This window comes from Dyella marensis (genome assembly GCF_900112865.1).
Taxonomy (GTDB): Bacteria; Pseudomonadota; Gammaproteobacteria; order Xanthomonadales; family Rhodanobacteraceae; genus Dyella_D; species Dyella_D marensis_A.
On the sequence record NZ_FONH01000002.1, the window covers coordinates 269,163 to 287,373 of the forward strand.

Here is an 18,211-nt window from a genome sequence, read left to right on the forward strand (position 1 = left end):
CAGGGCCCTGCCCCGTGCACGGACGTCGCCTGCGCGCTCCGATGGTGGACATGCGGCCAAAACCGACCCGCCGCGACACCTTGTCACAGGCGCGGCAGGCGAGCGAAAGGAGCGGACTCAGGCTTTGCGATGCAGCCAGGCGGCGAAATCGATCGGATGCGAGTCGGCATGCGGTCCGGCCGGGGCCGGCACGAAGCGCAGGCGCCGCACGCCGCCGGGCACATCGGCGAACAGGGTGAATTCACGCGGCTGCAGTGTCACCACCTCGCCAATGGCCAGACCGTGCGCGGCGACCTCGGCGGCGTTCCACTCGGCATCCAGAACCAGCCCATCGCCGTGCATGGCCAGCCGCGCGCGGGCCACGGGACCCGCCAGGTCGAGATGTTGCAGCCGGCCGGTCCACCCGCCGAGGCCGCGGGAGGCCAGCGCCAGGTGTTCCGGCCGCAGCCAGGCCTCGATTTCGCGTCCGGCGAGATCGCCGGGCAGCTCGCCCTGGAAGCTGTGCCCGCCAAGGTGCAGGCGGTCGCGCTCGACGTGACCGCGGATCCGGTTGGCACGACCGACGAAACCATGGACGAACGGCGTGGCCGGTTCGCGGTAGATCTCGCTGGGTGCGCCGACCTGCTCGATGCGTCCGCGATTCATCACCACCACGCGATCGGCCAGTTCCAAGGCCTCGTCCTGGTCGTGCGTGACCAGCACCGTGGTGAGTCCGAGCGAGCGCTGCAGGTCGCGCAGCCACACACGCAGCGTGCCACGCACCTGGGCGTCGAGCGCACCGAACGGTTCATCGAGCAGGAGCAGCGACGGCTCCACCGCCAGCGCGCGCGCCAGGGCGACGCGCTGGCGCTGGCCGCCGGAGAGCTGCGTGGGATAGCGGCGCCCCAGTTCCTCCAGCTGCACGCGGCGCAGCAGATCCTCCACGCGCGCGGCGATGTCGCGCCGCGACGGGCGGCGCGCACGCGGCCGCACGCGCAGGCCGAAGGCGATGTTGTCGGCCACGGTCATGTGCGGGAACAACGCGTAGTGTTGGAACACCAGGCCGATGTCGCGGCGCTGGGCCGGCAGGGCCAGCAGGTCGGTGCCGTCGCGCAACACGTCGCCGCGATCCGGATCGTCCAGGCCGGCGAGGATGCGCAGCAGGCTGCTCTTGCCCGAACCGGACGGCCCCAGCAATGCGACGAATTCGCCCTCGGCGATATCCAGGGAAAAGTCGTCCAGCGCGGCGAAGGCGCCGTAGCGGCGGGTGAGTTGGCGAATCGAGAGGCTCATGCGGAAGGCTCGGAACGTCGTAGGGAGTGCGCCAGTTCGCCGCCGTGCCGCCATTCCATCAGGCGCTTCGCCAGCAACGTGACCAGGCCCAGGCAGGCGAGCAGCGAGGCGAGCGCGAAAGCCGAGGCGATCGCGGTATCGCTGCCGCCGTTGTAGACCTGGTCCACCTGCAGGGGCAGCGTATTGGTGAGGCCGGGCAGATGCCCCGACACCACCGACACGGCGCCGAATTCGCCCATGCTGCGCGCCGTGCACAGCAGCACCCCGTACAGCAGCGCCCAGCGGATCCTGGGCAGGGTCACGCGGAAGAAAATCTGCCAGCCGCCGGCGCCCAGCGTGCGCGCGGCCAGCTCTTCGTCGCTGCCCTGCGCCTGCATCAGCGGGATCAGCTCGCGCGCGACGAAGGGGAACGCCACGAACACCGTGGCCAGCACCAGGCCGGGCCAGGCGAAGATCACGCGTAGTCCGTGCGCCTCCAGCCAGCCGCCGAACCAGCCGTGCACGCCATACACCAGCACGCAGACCAGGCCGGCGACCACCGGCGACACGGAGAACGGCAGGTCGATCAGCGCGCCCAGCAGCGCCTTGCCGCGGAACTGGTGATGCGTCAGCAGCCAGGCGGCGGCCAGACCGAACACGGTATTGGCTGGCACGGCGATGGCCGCGACGGTGAGGGTCAGCCGCACGGCGGCGAGCGCATCCGGATCCGTCACGGCGGCGGCGAACACCGCCCAACCCTTGGCGAAGGCCTCGGCGAACACAGCCAGCAGAGGCAGCACCAGCAGGACGCCGACACACAGCAGGGCGAGTGCGATCAGCAGCGCATGCCGCCAGCGCCCGCTGCGCGAGCGGCGGGCGGTATTCGCGGCGTAGGCAGCTACGGCAGCCATCAGGACACCCCGCTCCAACGCCGGCTCCAGCGCTGCAGGCCGTTCACCGTCAGCAGCACCAGCAGTGATACCGCGAGCATCACCGCGCCGAGCAGCGCAGCTGGCGCGGTGTCGTCGCCGGCGTCGATCTTCTGCACGATCAGCAGGGGCACGATCTCGGTGCGCAGCGGCAGGTTGCCGGAGATGTAGATGACCGAGCCGTACTCACCCACTGCGCGGGCCAGCGCGAGCGCGAAGCCGGTCAGCAGGGTCGGCGCCAGCAAGGGCAGCAGCACGCGGCGGAAGCTCTGCCACGGCGAGGCGCCCAGGGTGAGCGCCGCTTCTTCCACCTCGCGCTCCAGGCTCTCGATCACCGGTTGCAGCGTGCGCACCACGAACGGCAAGCCGACGAACACCATCGCCAGCAGCACGCCGAGGCGTGTATAGGCCACCTGCACGCCCAACGGCTGCAGCAGTTGGCCGACCCAGCCGTTCGGCGCGTACAGCGCGGTGAGCGCGATGCCGGCCACCGCGGTGGGCAGCGCGAACGGCAGGTCGATCAATGCGTCGCACACGCGGCGCAGCGGGAAACGGTAGCGCACCAGCACCCAGGCCAGCAGCAGGCCGAGCAGCAGATCCAGCACAGCCGCGACCAGTGCGCCCCCAAAACTGAGCTGCAGCGCCAGCAGGACGCGGCGCGTGCCCAGGTGCGCCCACCAGGCGGACGGACCCAGGCTCGCCGCCTTCCATGCCAGCGCCGTCAGCGGCAGCAGCACGATCCCGCCCAGCCAGGCCAGCGTGATGCCCAGGCTGAGGCCGAATCCCGGCAAGGCGCGGCGGGACATGCCTCAGCGCCCCGCTTCGCTGATCTGGTCGTAGATGCCGCCGTCCGCGAAGTAAGTGGCCTGCGCCTTGCGCCAGTCGCCGAACTGCTCGGCCAGGGTGAAGGTCTTCACCGGCGGGAAGATCGTGGCGTACTTCGCTGCCACGGACGTATCGCGTGGCCGGTAATAGTGCTTGGCCACCAGGGCCTGGCCCTCCGGGGAATACAGGAACTTGAGGTAAGCCTCGGCTGCCGCCCGGGTGCCATGCTTGTCGACCACCTTGTCCACCACCGCCACCGGCGGCTCGGCCAGGATGGTGAGCGAGGGCACCACCACGTCGAACTTGTCCGCGCCCAGTTCCTGGCGGGCCTGCAGCGCCTCGCTCTCCCAGGCGATCAGTACGTCGCCGATGCCGCGCTGGACGAAGGTGTTGGTGGCGCCGCGCGCGCCGGTGTCGAGCACGGGCACGTGCTTGTACAGCTGGGCGACGTAGGCGCGCGCCTTGTCGGCATTGCCGCCCGGCTGCCGCTGCGCCCAGCCCCAGGCGGCGAGGAAATTCCAGCGTGCGCCGCCTGAAGTCTTGGGGTTGGGGGTGATCACCTGCACGCCGTCGCGGACCAGGTCCGGCCAGTCGCGGATGCCCTTGGGATTGCCCTTGCGCACCAGGAACACCACGGTCGAGGTGTAGGGCGTGCTGTGCTCGGGCAGGCGCGACTGCCAGTCCCTGGCCAGCAGGCCGCGGTCCGCCAGCACGTCGATGTCCCAGGCCAGGGCGAGCGTGACCACGTCCGCCTCCAGCCCGTCCTGCACCGCGCGCGACTGCTTGCCCGAACCGCCGTTGGAAGTGGTGATGCGCAGGTCCTTGCCGGTCTGGCGCTTCCAGGACGTGGCAAAGGCGGCATCGGCCTCCTTGTAGAGCTCGCGGGTGGGGTCGAAGGAAACGTTGAGCAGGCGGCTGTCCTGCGCCTGGACGGCGCTGCCGAAGGCGAGAGCGCCAATGGCGATGGCGAGCAGCAAGGTCGGGCCAAGGCGTTTCAAGGTCGTGCTCCGGCGGCGAAGGGTCGGATGGCAGGAGGCGGGATAACGGATGAGCGGAACGATCGGCATACCCGGCCCTGGCGGCTTTGTCCCATGCGGCGCATTCAGAGAGCGTCAGCGACGTGCTAGCACCCCGTTCGGGCGGATGGGCCTGGGACGCAGGTTGCCGGGTTTAACCTTGGCGGCGAAATGATCGCTGCGCATAAGCTCATGCGCGTTCGGCCGTTTAGACATCCGTACCTTGGCGGCCATCGGCAAGCCCCGGCGCAAGGCCGGGGCCTTCCGGCACGAAGAGACACGATCAGAGTACGTAGTTTCCTAGCACGCTCAGCTTGTCCACCGCCTGCCTGGCCGTGATGCGCAGATACCAGATCCCTGGCTGCGGACGGGGCTTCACGACGGCTTCGTTGTTACCCGGCCGGTCAGAGGCGGCGTCCGCATCCGTGCCGTCGGCGACGGGTGCCTGGCCGGCTTTCGCATGGAGCGTGACGTCGCCCCTGCCTCCGAACGCGCGAAGATTCAAATAACGCGCCCCCGGCGGAACCTCGATGGCGTAAAGCAGGCTCGCACCTGCCGCGATGCCATGCCCCGGCTGGGGCACGCCACGTTCGAGGCGCATGACCGGCTCCGGCTCTGCTTTCCCCATCAAGGCCTTCACCACGGCGGCGTGAGCGTCGAGGATGCCGGCGCCGACCGGCCGATCCGGAGCGACAGGAAAAATACGTGCGGTGCCCACCAACCACTCGCGTATCTGCTCGGGAGTAAGCGCAGGAAGGTAGGCCTGCTTCACCGCACCGATCATCAATGCCGCGACGCCAGCGACATGCGCCACCGCCAGGCCCGTGCCGGTGGAAGCGACATAGCCGGGCTCGGCAGGCACCGTCGCTCCATGATTGGACGTGGACCAGATCAAGCCATTGGAGATGCCGTCCGTCCATCCACCGCCCGGCGCCGCCAGCGCAATACCGGATCCGAAATTTGAATCGGAGACCCGCTGGCCGGTAATGCCATTGGCGGCAACGGCGATGACGCCTGGGCAGCTCGCCGGCATCGTCAAGGCCACCTCGCCGTTGCCATTGCCCGCAGCGGCCACCACCACTGTCCCGCGCCGATTGGCTTCCTCGATGGCGGCCTGCAGGCTCATGGCTTCGTCGCAGCCGTCTTCGGATGGAACACTGAGACCCAGCGTGATCACCTGTGCCGGATGCTTATTGTCCGGCACGCCTTTCACGTGTCCGCCCGCGGACCAGACGATCGCGTCGGCGAGATCCGCCAGATTGCCGCCGCAATGACCGAGCACGCGGACCGGCAGCACCTTCGCCCGCCGGGCGATGCCCACGCCGCCCAGCGGACTGCTGGCCAGCCCGGCAACGATGCCGGCGATTCGCGTACCGTGCCAGCTGCTGGCTTCCCCGGCAGGTTCGTCGAAGCACTCTTCGTATTCCGGCGTATTGCTCCAGTCACCCGGATCCCAGCCACCCGGAACGCGGCCATCGAGAGGACGCCCCGAGGTGAAGGCGTCGCGGATGAAGTCGTAGCCTGCATCGGCCAGCGAAAGATCCAGATCCGGATGCCAGGCGATGCCGGTATCCAGCACGGCGACGACGACGTCGTTGCCGTCGGCCAGCTCCCAGGCCTTGGCGATATTGGCGCCCCCGCGTGGATCGTCATAGTTCCATCGGATGGTGGGGAACGGCTGATCGTCGGATGTGAGCATGCGAGGCGATACGGCAGTTGCGGCCGGCGAATCGCGTAATGCAGACAAGCGCGCATCACGCTCGACGTGCAGCACGGCGGGATCGGCCGAGATCGCTCGCATCAGTCCATGCGCCTGCACGTCGTTAAGCGGACGCGACAGGCGAACCAGGTCGCCACCCAAGGCAAGCTTGCGCACGTATCCGGCGGACAGCCGCTCCACTCCAGTCCTCTTCGCGCCAGGAACGGGTTTGTCGAGTCCGGCGCGGGTGACGGCAAAGTTCACGCTGCGCACGGCGGCATGCGGGTCGCGCGCCTCGGCACTGTCCTGCCGGTAGGTGACGATGAAGCGTTCGGTTACGGCGCGATGATGCAGGCCGCCCGGTATCGCTCGCGCGGCATCCGTGCCGGCGTGAGCCTGGGCAAACGGCATGGCCAGCATCGTGGCAGCAGCGATCATCGGTAAATGGAGCAGATGTCGGTTCATACGAAGTACCTCTGAAAGGGATGAGCAGTGTTCGGAAGAGGCGGCCACGGCCGTGCGCAGGCCCGAGACTCCCGGTCGCCGCGCGGCATGCGCGCGGCCGGGCCGCCAACGCGGTGGCGCGCTCCGCGCAGGGAGCGCGCCCTGGTCTCACCAGCCGAAGCTCACGCCTAGCGTGCCGCTGGATTCGCCGCCGCCGGCGAGCGAGCCGCCGAGCAGCACGGCACCGTTGCCGGGTATGCGTTGGGCGAAACCCAGCGCAAGCGCGCCTTGTCCGCGATAACCGCCTACGGCCGCGCTGATCCGGCTGCCGGTTCCCGCAGCCGCCGCGACCGCGCCGGCCATGCCGGCCAGCGCCGTGCCCATCGCGCCCACGCGATGGAGCCGCGTGGACAACGAGCGGAAACGGCCGGTCACATCGGATTTGAAGACGTCGAAATCCGCATTGGCGACCAGGGCGGCCACGCGCTGGTCGGTATAGGCCCTGGCCTCGCTCGAGGCTTGTCGGATCGCCTCGTCGGCATACTGTCTGGCGGTCACCACTGCCTCCTGCACCTGGCTCGTGCTGACGGCATCGGCAGGAGCTGCGCCACCGGCGCGATGGCCCATGCTCGCGGGCGCGGATGCTGGCGATGGGGGCGATTGCCGTGCCAGTGCCGCGACTTGCTCCTGCTGCGGCGAGGTTGACGCGGCTACCGAACGCAGGCGGACGACGAGCCGGCCTTGCGCACTATCGCCCTCCTCCAGCCGGTTCACCCGGAAATCGAGTTCGCCGAGCTTGCCGTCCACGGCACTGAACGCATCGCCGACGCTGTAGAAGTGGCTGCCCTGAATGGCATACACCGGCCCGGACAAGCCGAAGCGCGTCATCGTCGTTCCGCCTCCGAACATCTGCGCCATCTGGTCGCCATGCTCAAAAAGCTGTCCGCCACGGACGGCCTCCCTGCTGCCGGCGGTGATGGCGCCCGCCTTCAGGTTGCCGAGTACCGTGCCTTCGGCGCCTTTCAGTGTGATCCGGTCTCGACTGGTGGCGTCGTATTGCACCGCCCGACCGGTAGCGCCGCCGCTTTCGATGAGCTGATGCAACTGTTGGACGTTGACCGCGTCCGTCGCCTCCGTGCCGGCAGCCACGTGAGCGATCTGCCGGTCGTAACCGCTGCGCCCGACCGACACCGTGTCCGGGCGATCGGCGATGGAGCGCGCACCCAACGCGATCGCGCCTGTCGCGGAAACGTAGGCGCCGAAGCCGAGCGCGGTGGCGCGATCGGCTTCGGCCAGCGCAGCGCTGCCCAAGGCCGTGGCGAAAGCCCCCTTGGCCGCGGCGGACCGATAAACCGATGAGCCGTCGCCACCATCGACCTGCGCCGGGCCGCCGATGGCGATCGATCGCGCTCCCTCGACCTGGGCGAGAAACCCCAAGGCCAAACCTCCCAAGGCATGCGTACCGACCCGGGTCCCCGTGCCGATAGCGATCGCACCGGGAGCATCGCCGAGAATCGCTGCCTCATGGCCAAGCGCCACGCTGTTCCACGAATCGCGCTCGATCCGGCTCGACGAACCGATGGCGGTGGCATGGAACGTGTCGACGACATTGCCCGTGCCGATGGCGACGCTGAACTGACCCCGCGCGGTCGAAGCACCCACGGACAGGTCGCCCGCGCCCAGCGCCGCGCTGCCGTAGCCGAGCGCCATCGACTGGTCGCCGAAGGCAGTGGCTCCCTGCCCCAGTGCGGTGGCCCCCAGGCCTTGGGCATAACTGGCGGCGCCGACCGCGGTGCCATAGTCCCGCCCGGCCTGGGCGTCACGGCCAAGGGCGATACTTTGTGCTCCCGCCGCCAGGCTGCTGGCGCCGATGGCCAGGGACGCCACACCGGCGGCATGAGAGAGTCGTCCGATCGCCATGGCTTCGTCGCCTTGCGCGTACGCATCGCTACCCGCGGCGATAGCGAATGCTCCGCTCGCCATGCTGTAGGTGCCGGCAGCAAGGCTTTCTTCACCGGAACTTTCCGCAAAGAAACCCAGCGCCAGGCTTTCCTTCCCGCTCGCATCCGCCACGGCACCCAGTGCTGTCGCACCGGTACCCGATGCGGCGCTGAGCATGCCGAGGGCGGTCGCGGAGTCTTCTCCATCGGCCGTGGCATGAACGCCAAGCGCCGTATTACCGAAACCGTAGGCCTGTGCACCGCTGCCGATGGCCGTGGAAGCATCGGCCAGCGCCTGGGCCGCATGGCCGAGCGCCGTGCTGTCGTAGCCGCCGGCCACGCTGGCGGCACCGACGGCTGTCGCGCCGCCCGCCCGGGCGTGGCTGTCGCGGCCCGCGGCGATCGCGCCGCTGTGGTCGGCGCGCGCGTCGTCGCTGCCGTCGTGCATACCGGCGGCCTTGAAGTAATGCGCGGCGTCGCCGACCTCCGACGACAATGCATCGAGCTGCGCCTTGTTCACCGCGTCGGTCGCGGCGCTGCCCGCCGCCACCTGCACGATCTGGCGCGCGGCGCCGGCGCGGCCGACCGACACGGTCCCGGCGCGATCGGCCACGGAACCCGCGCCCAGCGCGACCGCATCGGGCGCAAGGACCTCGCTGCGGACGCCGAAGGTGGCTCCGTTGGTCGCCCCCTCCCGCACCTTCGCCTCGAAGCCGACGGCGATCGCGGTATTCGCACGCGCCTGCGCATTCGCGCCGAGCGCGGTCGCGGTCGCCGCGAGTGCCTGCGCATTGGCGCCCACAGCGGTGGCGTGGGCCGCAGCCGCGCGGGCATTGCTGCCGAATGCCGACGCGGCGAGCTTGTCCGCCCTGGCATGGCCACCGAACGCGGAAGTGCCATGGCTCGACGCCTGCGCGCCGTTGCCCACCGCCGAGGCATCGCGGCCACCGGCTACGGCGCCGCCATCGGCATGGCTGCCGTCCGCCGCGACCTCCGCCGCCGTTCGCGGCACGCCGACGCTGGCCGCCGCTGCCGGAAACGTGGCGACCGGCCCGGACTCGTCCGCCGATACGCCACCGGCAAGCAGGCTTCCCGCGGCCAGCAGCGGGGCGGCCAGGCGCAGGCGCGGACGGCGTGGGCCGCCCCTGCCATGCCCGAACGGGACGACCGGAAGAGACCCGTTCCATGTCTTGCTGTGAATGCGCATGCGTTGCTCCATGAGGGCTGCAAGGAAGGCGGAGACACAGGTCAAGGCGGCACTTCATCGCCATCGATCTGCATCGGCCACGAGCAGCTTTCCGCATGGGCGGACGGGGATCACTCACGCGCGCTAACCAAACATCACCCGGCAATGGCTGAAGGCAGTCATCGCCACGTGCATCTATGCCCGCGAAGCAGGCACTTACCCGCAGCACGGCGCAGAAGCGTGCCGCCAGGCAGAGAACGGAACGCGCAATACGCGTGAGGCAAGCCCTGCCTTTACGAGCATTCCGACACGCATGCCGATATCAGGGCACCGAGCTGCGCGCGATGAAGGCGTAACCACTGCCGCGCACCGTGACCAGCGGCAATACCGGCATGCCCTGCTCCCTCGCCTTGCGGCGCAGGCGGTAGATGAGCATTTCCAGGCGATGCGGATCGTAGTCCGGCTCGTCGCCGTGCAGACCGGCGATCAGGCAGTCGCGCGCCACGGCCTCGCCGTCGGCATCGAGCAGCTGGCGCAACAGGCAACGCTCGGAGGCGGACAGCGCGATGACCGCACCGCCGGGCGCCACCAGGTTCCAATCGTCAGTGACCAGTCGCCAGGCGCCGGAAAGCGTGCCATCGACCGCCTCGTCATGCGGGACGGCAACAGGACGCGATGCGATGCGCAGCCGCCGGCCGACGCTGCGCAGGCTCGCCGCGAGCAGCGCCACGCCGGCGGGTTTGCGCAGGTAGATATCCGCGCCGGCGGTCAGCGCGCGGATCTCCTCGTGCTCGGCGCGGCTGCCGGTCAGCACTACGATGCCGATATCCGAGCACTGGCGAAGATGGCGCGCCACCGAGATGCCGTCTTCGTCCGGCAATCCCAGGTCCAGCACCGCCAGGTCGAAGCGATCCTCCAGCATGCAGCGGTAGAGCTCCGCGGCGCGGCCCAGGCCGACCGCCTGGAACCCGAATTGCCGCAGCCCGGGCACGAGGATGTCGTCGCGCAGCTGGCGATCGTCCTCCAGCACGGCCACCCGCCATCCGTGCTGTTCGTTCCACCGTGAAGAACTCGCTTCCATAGGCGACGCCGCTGCCATGCGCTGGCACGGACTATAGCGCAGCCTGTCGCGGCCTCCAGTGTTTGGACGTCCAAACAGGAACCATCGCGATGCCGGCCAATTCAGCGAGCGGATTCCGAGACGCGACTTGATCGCAAGCCTCTTACGGATCATTCCTCGGAGACATGCAGCAGCTCACGACGAGACAGGCAGGCAAAACGCAGGCACAAAAAAACGCGGCAGCTCGCGCTGCCGCGTCTTTCACGAGCAGACGGCTCAGCCGACCGCCGCGTCCTTCAGCTTCTTCAGCGGGCGGATCTTGACCTTCACCGTGGCCGGCTTGGCGGCGAACCACTGCTCTTCCTTGGTGAAGGGGTTGATGCCCTTGCGCTTCGGCTTGGCCGGCACATTGACCGCGGTGATCTTCAGAAGACCCGGCAGCGTGAACGAGCCATGACCCTTCTTGTGCACCGAACCGGCGACGGCACCTTCCAGCGCACCGAGAACAGCGCGCACGTCCTTGGCCACCACACCGGTGGTTTCGGCGAGGTGGGCGACCAGCCCGGACTTGCTCAGAGCTTCCTTGATCGGCTTCAGCGCGGCCGGCTTGGCGGCGGCCTTGGCGGTGGTCTTCTTGGCGGCTTTCTTGGCCATACATTCCCCGTAGTTTTGATGGGTTTGGTTTAAACCGGTGCCTTTCGGCAGGTGGAATGTATGGCATGCGAGCGACGCCGCCAAGACGCAAACGCATAAATGTGTCTTACGGCATGGTGTTTTTTACGATCGAGTCATGCCGAACCGCGGTTTTTCCCGCGAAACACAGGCTTTCGCCACCCCGCCCATCGGCGCCGGACCTGAAATTGCAGGGGGTGGCGGAGCGGCCGTCGATGGCATGTGCGGATACGAAAAGGCCCGCTCCGCGGCGGCATCGCCACCTGGGAGCAGGCCTGCAAGCCCCGAGGAAAGCCCGCGAACTCAACGCCCGAAGATGATTTCCTTGCCTTCGTGGTCGCGGTCCCAGCCGCGCAGCTCGTCGCGGATATGCGCGATGCGCTGGCGGCCCAGCGCATTGCGCTCCTCGTCCAGCACCTGGCCGTCGAGCAGCTCGGCCAGCCGCTGCGCGGTGGGCAGCATGGCGTCCCAGGCGTCGAGCGCGGGGATCGGCGCCGGCAGGGTCATGAAGAAGCTCAGGCCAGGCGTGCGCAGCGCATCGAGACGGCTCAGGTCGAAGTTGCCCGGCTTGAGCATGTTGGCCACGCTGAAGATCGGGCCGTGTTCGCGCTTGCCGTCGAGCAGGCGGTGGTAGATGCCCATGGCGCCGAATTCGAGGCCGGCCTTTTCGGCCGCCACGATCAGGTCGGGACCGAGAAACACCGAACCTTCGCGCGCCACCACGAACAGCGTGACGATGCGCTCTACCGGCAGCTGCGCCGGGCGGTTGCCTACTTCGGAACGCGGCGGCACGCGCGGCGCCGCAGGCGCCGGTGCGGGAGCGGCCGGCGGCGGAATCGGCGCCTGCGCGCGCGGTGCGGCTTCGACCGGCGCGGCTTTCAGCGGCTCGTCGACATGCCCCTGCGCGGCCAGGAACTGCTCCGGTGGCGCGCGCAGCGCCTCGATGATCGAAGCGGCGGCGCCCATCGGCTTGCTGCTCACCGGCGCAGGGGTGACGCGTTCGCTGGACAGCGTCGCGCCGAGCTTTTCCAGCTCCTCGCGCAGACCCATGTCCAGCTCGCCCTGCTTCGGCTTGGGTTCGTCCAGGGGATCGAGGCGGAAGTCGTCGCGCGCATGGAATCCGGGCGCATCGTCGGCCACGTCGACGTCGTCGCCGAAGGTCGGCTCGCGCCGCTCCTCGCCGCCGGCGGTGGCCGGCATGCGGCGGCGGCCCTGTTCCTTCCTGGGCTGGCCGAACAGCCAGATCAGGCCCAGCGCGATCACGCCCACGATCAGCAGCGGAATGCCTACCGCGGGGTTCCAGGCGAAGGCGAGCAGGGGTTGCATGGTCATGGCTTCGGTTCCTCAGGCTGCGCCAGCGAGTTTGGCCGCTTCGGCCAGGTCCACTTGCACCAGGCGCGACACGCCGGGTTCGCGCATGGTCACGCCGCACAACTGCGACGCGGCCTCCATGGTGGCCTTGTTGTGGCTGACGAAAATGAACTGCACCTTCTCGCTCATCTCCTTCACCATGTTGGAGAAGCGGCCCACGTTGGCCTCGTCCAGCGGCGCGTCCACCTCGTCCAGCAGGCAGAACGGCGCGGGGTTGAGGCCGAAGATGGAGAACACCAGCGAGACCGCGGTGAGCGCCTTCTCGCCGCCGGACAGCAGCGAGATGTTGGAGACGCGCTTGCCGGGCGGGCGGGCCATGATGGCCACGCCGGTGTCGAGCAGGTCGTCGCCGGTCAGTTCCAGGTAGGCGTGGCCGCCGCCGAACAGGCGCGGGAACAGCTCCTGCACGCCGGCGTTGACGCGGTCGAAGGTTTCCTTGAAGCGCTGGCGGGTCTCGCGGTCGATCTTCTTGATCGCGCCTTCCAGCGTTTCCATGGCGGAGGTCAGGTCGGCCAGCTGGTTGTCCAGATAGGTCTTGCGCTCGCTCTGCTCGGCGTGTTCCTGGATCGCGGCCAGGTTGACCGGCTCCAGGCGCTGGATCTTCTGCCCGAGGTCGGTGAGCGAGCCGCGCCACTGCGAGGCGTCGGCATCTTCCGGCAGCTCGGCCAGCAGCGGTTCCAGTTCCAGGCCGGAGGCGGCGATCGCGTCGGCCAGCTGCTGCGCACGCAGTTCCAGCGCCTGCGCGGCGAGGCGCTTCTGCGACAGCTGTTCGCGCAGCGTGTTGAGGCCCTGCTCGATGCGCTGGCGCTCCTGCTCCAGGCGGCGGAATTCGGCGTCGCAGTCCTCGACCGCGCGGCGCGCTTCCACCAGCTGCTTGTCGACCAGCAGGCGCTGGTCCAGGTAGGTCTGGCGCTCGGCTTCCAGTTCCGCGATGGGGTCGGAGCCGGCGGCGAGCTGCTCCTCGATCTCGCCGCGGCGCGAGGCGATCTGGCGGATCTGCGTATCCATGCGCGCCAGCGCCTGCTCCAGCGAGGCCAGCGCGGAACGCTTCGATTCCATCGACAGCGCCAGCGCATGCGCCTGGTCGGCGGCCTCGCGCGCGTTCATGCGGGCTTCCTCGCGCGATTCCAGCAGCGCGCGGCGCTCGTTCTCCAGCTCGCGGCGCTGGTCTTCCAGGTCGCCCATGTGGTTGACCGACTCGTCCAGGCGCGCGCGCGCGTCGCGGGTCTGGGTCTGCAGTTCGTCCAGCTGGCTGATGATCTCGCCGAGCTCGCCGCTGACCTTCTCGGCGCGGGCGCGGGCGGTTTCCATCTTGCCGCGGTGGCTCTGCAGCTGGCCGGCCAGTTCGGACTGACGGCGATGGGCGTTGTACAGCTCGCGCTGCGCGTCGTCGCGCGCGCGCTCGGCTTCGAACTTGCTGGTGCGCAGGTCGTCGAGCTGGCCGGTGGCCTCCTCGATGCGCGCTTCCAGGGTGGCGATCTGCTCGGCCAGCAGGCGCATCTCGCGCTCGCGCGCCAGCACGCCGACCTGGTTGCCCTGCGCGCGGCGCACGCGGGCCCAGCCGGGGCCCAGCCATTCGCCGGAGCGGGTCATCACCGACTGGTACGGCGCCAGCGCGGACAGGCCGGCGACGCGCTGGTGCGCTTCGTCGAGATGTTCCGCGGTGAGCACATGGCTGAGGATCGAGATCGCCGCGGCCGGGCCACGCACGTGCGCGGCCAGCGTGCCGGCGGTGTTGGCGCCACCCTCGGCGGCGTCCAGCAGGGCCAGGTCGGCGTTCTTCAGGTCGCCGAAGTCCTTGGCGTAGTCGTGCGCGCCATCGACCAGCACGCTGTCGAGGAAGCCGGCCAGCGCGGTTTCCACCGCGGTTTCCCAACCCGCTTCCACCTGCAGCGATTCGCCCAGGCGGCGCGACTTGTCCAGCCCCAGTCGCGCCAGCCAGCCGCTGGCGGCGCTTTCTTCCTGGCCCAGCGCGGCGTGCTGCAGCGCTTCGAGCGAGGACTGGCGGCCGCGCGCGGACTGCAGCTGCTGGCGCGCCTCGTTGAGCGCGGACTGCACCTGGCGTTCTTCGTCCAGCACCTTCTCGTGGCCGAGCTTGTGCTGGTCGAGCAGGCTGCCCAGGGTTTCCAGGCGCTCGCGCTGGGTCTCGTGCTCGCCCTGCAATTGTTCGAAGGAAGCGTCCAGCGCCTCGATGTCGGTGGCCTTCTGCTCGCTTTCCAGCGCCTCGCGGCGCTTGGCCAGGTCGATCGACTGGCGGTCGAGGTAGGCCAGCTTGGTGCGCTCCACTTCCGCCGCGCGCGCGGCTTCGCCGGCGGTGCGGGTGTAGACGTCCCAGCGCTGCTGCCAGTCGGACAGCTTGGCCTCGGTGTCGCGCTGCGCGTCGCCGGTGTCCTCCTGCATCTGCTGCAGGGCTTCGAGCCGGGGCTCGCCCTCGGCCAGTGCCAGGCGCAGGGTTTCGGTCTGCTCGCGGTCGGTGGTGATGTGCGCGGCCAGTTCCTCGTGTTCGCGCTCGGCCTCGGCCTGGGCGCGCTGCAGGCGGTCGGCGGTCTCGCGGTTGAAGCGCACCTGCTGCTCGACGCGGGCGATCTCGGCACCGACCTTGTACACCTCGCCCTGCACCTGGCCCAGGTGCTCGCTGGCGGCGGTGTGGCGCTCGCGCACGCTTTCCAGTTGCGCCTCGACGTTGCGCTGCCCGGCGATGCGCTTCTCGATCTCGATCTCGGCGGCGGACAGGCCGGCGCCCTCGCCGTCGTGCTGGCTCTTCAGCCCCCGGTATTCCAGCGCGCGCAGTTCGGCTTCCTTGCGCGTCTGTTCCTCTTTGAGCGCCTTCCAGCGCTCGGCGGCGCGGGCCTGGCGGTTCAAGTGCTCGAGCTGCTTGTCCACCTCGTCGCGCACGTCGCGCACGCGGTCGAGGTTCTCGCGGGTGGACTTGATGCGGCTCTCGGTTTCCTTGCGGCGCTCCTTGTACTTGGAGATGCCGGCGGCTTCCTCCAGGTGTACGCGCAGTTCTTCCGGCGCGGCCTCGACGATCTGGCTGATCATGCCCTGCTCGATGATCGAGTAGCTGCGCGGGCCCAGGCCGGTGCCGAGGAACAGGTCGGTGATATCGCGGCGGCGGCAGCGCGCGCCATTGAGGAAATACGCCGACTGCCCGTCGCGGGTGACCTGGCGCTTCACCGAGATCTCGGCGTACTGGCCGTATTCGCCCTGGATGGTGCCGTCGCTGTTGTCGAAGATCAGCTCGACCGTGGCCTGGCCCACCGGCTTGCGCGAGTTGGAGCCGGAGAAGATCACGTCGGTGAGCGAGTCGCCGCGCAGGCGGCTGGCCGCGCTCTCGCCCATCACCCAGCGGATGGCGTCGATGATGTTGGACTTGCCGCAGCCGTTCGGACCCACCACGCCGGTCATATTGGTCGGCAGGTGCAGGGTGGTCGGGTCGACGAAGGACTTGAAGCCGGCGAGTTTGATCGTGGTCAGGCGCATGCGGGTTCCGCGGCAGCTTGGTATAGGGCTTGCGATTCGGCTAAGCCCCTCTCCCGTCGGGAGAGGGGTTGGGGTGAGGGTACGGGCGAAGCGCAAGCGCGATGTGCAACGCTCCGCCCGCACCCTCATCCGGCTGCCGCCACCTTCTCCCGGAGGGAGAAGGATCCCATCGGGAAGATTGAGGCCGCAGGATAAGGCCTATGTCCCCGTCGCTCAAAGGCTTTCAGGTATCCGGCGGGCGCGCGTCGATGGAAAGCGCGTGGATGCCGTTGTCCATCAACCCTTCCAGCGCCGCATAGATCATGCGGTGGCGCTTCAGCGGCGGCTTGCCGGCGAACACCGGGCTGACGATGCGCACATGGAAATGGCCCTTGCCCTCGTTGGCATGGCCGGCGTGCTTGTGGCCTTCGTCGGCCACGTCCAGCTCGACCGGCGCCAGCGCGGCCTGCAGGCGTTCGCGGATCTGGGCGGCCATCGAGGCAGTCATGTCAGGGCAGCACCTTGCGGAAGGGTTTGACCGAGACCGAAGCATAGACCCCCGCCGCCATGTAGGGATCGGCATCGGCCCAGGCCTGGGCATCGGCCAGCGTAGCGAACTCCGCCACGATCAGGCTGCCGCTGAAGCCGGCGCTGCCCGGATCTTCCGCATCGATGGCCGGAAACGGACCGGCCAGCAGCATGCGGCCTTCCGCCTGCAGCTGCTGCAGGCGGGCCAGGTGGGCCGGACGCGCGGCGCCGCGCTTCTCCAGCGAATCGGGAATATCGGTACCGACGATGGCGTACCACATGGCTCAGGCCTCCGGACGCATATAGGGGAACAGCAGCACGTCGCGGATCGACGTAGCGCCGGTGAGCAGCATCACCAGGCGGTCGATGCCGATGCCCAGGCCGCCGGTGGGCGGCAGGCCCACTTCCAGCGCGCGGATGTAGTCCGCGTCGAAGTGCATGGCTTCGTCGTCGCCGGCGTCCTTGGCCGCCACCTGGGCGCGGAAGCGCGCTTCCTGGTCTTCCGGATCGTTGAGCTCGGAGAAGCCGTTGGCCAGCTCGCGGCCGTTGACGAACAGCTCGAAGCGGTCGGTGATGCCCTTGTCGGTATCGCTCTCGCGTGCCAGCGGCGAGACCTCGACCGGATGCTGGGTGATGAAGGTCGGCTGGATCAGGGTGTGCTCGACGGTCTTCTCGAAGATTTCCAGCAGCAGCTTGCCCCAGCCGTAGCCGGCCTTGACCTGGCAGCCCAGGCGCCTGGCGTGCGCGGCCATGGCGTCGCGGTCGCGCAGTTCCTCGCGGCGGATTTCCGGGTTGTGCTCCAGCACGGCGTCTTCCATCGACCAGCGGCGGAAGGCCGGGCCGAGGTCGATGTCGGCGCCGTCCCAATGGATCTGCGTACTGCCGATGACGTTGGCCGCGGTATCGCGGATCACGCCTTCGGTCAGGTCCATGATCTCGGTGTAGGTGGCGTATGCCTGGTACAGCTCGAGCATGGTGAACTCGGGGTTGTGCCGCGTGGACACGCCCTCGTTGCGGAAATTGCGGTTGATCTCGTACACGCGGTCGAAGCCGCCGACCACCAGGCGCTTGAGGTACAGCTCCGGCGCCACGCGCAGGTACAGGTCGAGGTCCAGCGCGTTGTGGTGGGTGATGAAGGGCTTGGCCGTGGCGCCGCCGGGGATGATCTGCATCATCGGCGTTTCCACTTCCATGAAGCGATAGGGTTCCGCCTCCAGCCACTTGCGGATATAGCCGATGATCTTCGAGCGCAGCACGAAGGCGCGGCGCGCCTCCTCGGTGACGATCAGGTCGACATAGCGCTGGCGGTAGCGCTGCTCGACATCGCTCAGGCCGTGGAACTTGTCCGGCAGCGGACGCAGGCTCTTGGTCAGCAGGCGCAGCGTGTCGACCTTGACCGACAGCTCGCCGGTCTTGGTGCGCATCAGCACGCCTTCGGCGCCGACGATGTCGCCCGAATCCCAGCCCTTGAAGGCGTCGTAGGTCGCCTCGCCCACCGTGCCCTGGTGGATGAACAGCTGGATGCGGCCGGACATGTCCTGGATCTGCACGAAGCTGACCTTGCCCTGCACGCGCTTGAGCACGATGCGGCCGGCCATCTTCACGCGGCGCGCGAGCGCGTCGATCGCCTCGGCGGTGTGCGTGTCCTTGTCTTCGTACGCGGATTGCAGGTCGCCGGCGAAGGCGTCGATCTTGAAGTCGTTCGGGAACGCGACGCCCTGCCCGCGCAGCGCTTTGAGTTTCTCTCGGCGCTCGGCGATCAACTTGTTCTCGTCGATGGGCAGGTTATCTGTCGGTTCGCTCATGATATTTCCGTGGATATCGCCAT

13 protein-coding genes are annotated in these 18,211 nt (G+C 68.9%); all 13 read right to left on the reverse strand.

Annotated features, from left to right (window positions below; translation table 11 throughout):
* Positions 1-117: 117 nt before the first annotated feature.
* Complete coding sequence (locus BM172_RS03950; RefSeq protein WP_081805282.1) at positions 118-1,272, reverse strand: sulfate/molybdate ABC transporter ATP-binding protein; 1,155 nt, start codon at positions 1,270-1,272, stop codon at positions 118-120.
* Entirely contained in the window at positions 1,269-2,162 is an 894-nt protein-coding gene (cysW, locus tag BM172_RS03955) for a sulfate ABC transporter permease subunit CysW (RefSeq protein ID WP_051549025.1), read from the reverse strand. Before cysW ends, BM172_RS03950 begins: the two co-directional genes overlap by 4 nt.
* Positions 2,162-2,986: a sulfate ABC transporter permease subunit CysT gene (gene cysT, locus BM172_RS03960; RefSeq protein ID WP_026636602.1), complete on the reverse strand. Its 825-nt coding sequence runs from the start codon at positions 2,984-2,986 to the stop codon at positions 2,162-2,164. The genes cysW and cysT overlap by 1 nt, the downstream gene beginning before the upstream one ends.
* Before the next feature lie 3 nt (positions 2,987-2,989).
* Positions 2,990-4,003 (reverse strand): sulfate ABC transporter substrate-binding protein, encoded by a 1,014-nt coding sequence (locus BM172_RS03965; RefSeq protein WP_428844753.1) that lies wholly within the window; start codon positions 4,001-4,003, stop codon positions 2,990-2,992.
* A 301-nt stretch (positions 4,004-4,304) separates the two neighbouring features.
* A complete protein-coding gene (locus BM172_RS03970) occupies positions 4,305-6,185 on the reverse strand; it encodes a S8 family serine peptidase (protein WP_026636600.1) in 1,881 nt (626 codons plus the stop codon).
* A gap of 147 nt (positions 6,186-6,332) precedes the next feature.
* On the reverse strand, positions 6,333-9,311 hold the full coding sequence (locus tag BM172_RS03975; RefSeq protein ID WP_035323850.1) for a YadA-like family protein: 2,979 nt from the start codon (positions 9,309-9,311) through the stop codon (positions 6,333-6,335).
* A 301-nt stretch (positions 9,312-9,612) separates the two neighbouring features.
* Positions 9,613-10,326 carry a response regulator transcription factor gene (locus BM172_RS03980; protein WP_026636599.1) on the reverse strand — a complete coding sequence of 238 codons (714 nt, stop codon included), beginning with the start codon at positions 10,324-10,326 and terminating at the stop codon, positions 9,613-9,615.
* A gap of 300 nt (positions 10,327-10,626) precedes the next feature.
* Positions 10,627-11,004, reverse strand: coding sequence for an HU family DNA-binding protein (locus BM172_RS03985; RefSeq protein WP_026636598.1), 378 nt, complete (start codon positions 11,002-11,004; stop codon positions 10,627-10,629).
* A 321-nt stretch (positions 11,005-11,325) separates the two neighbouring features.
* Positions 11,326-12,354: a cell division protein ZipA gene (gene zipA, locus BM172_RS03990; protein ID WP_026636597.1), complete on the reverse strand. Its 1,029-nt coding sequence runs from the start codon at positions 12,352-12,354 to the stop codon at positions 11,326-11,328.
* Positions 12,355-12,366: 12 nt separating this feature from the next.
* The gene (gene smc / locus BM172_RS03995; RefSeq protein ID WP_026636596.1) at positions 12,367-15,876 is read right to left on the reverse strand and encodes a chromosome segregation protein SMC; all 3,510 of its coding nucleotides are present in this window, start codon (positions 15,874-15,876) and stop codon (positions 12,367-12,369) included.
* 223 nt (positions 15,877-16,099) lie between these two features.
* Positions 16,100-16,363, reverse strand: coding sequence for a BolA family protein (locus tag BM172_RS04000; RefSeq protein ID WP_026636595.1), 264 nt, complete (start codon positions 16,361-16,363; stop codon positions 16,100-16,102).
* 1 nt (position 16,364) lies between these two features.
* Positions 16,365-16,664: a YciI family protein gene (locus BM172_RS04005; protein ID WP_026636594.1), complete on the reverse strand. Its 300-nt coding sequence runs from the start codon at positions 16,662-16,664 to the stop codon at positions 16,365-16,367.
* Between the two features lie 3 nt (positions 16,665-16,667).
* A complete protein-coding gene (gene lysS, locus BM172_RS04010) occupies positions 16,668-18,188 on the reverse strand; it encodes a lysine--tRNA ligase (protein ID WP_026636593.1) in 1,521 nt (506 codons plus the stop codon).
* Between the last annotated feature and the right edge of the window lie 23 nt (positions 18,189-18,211).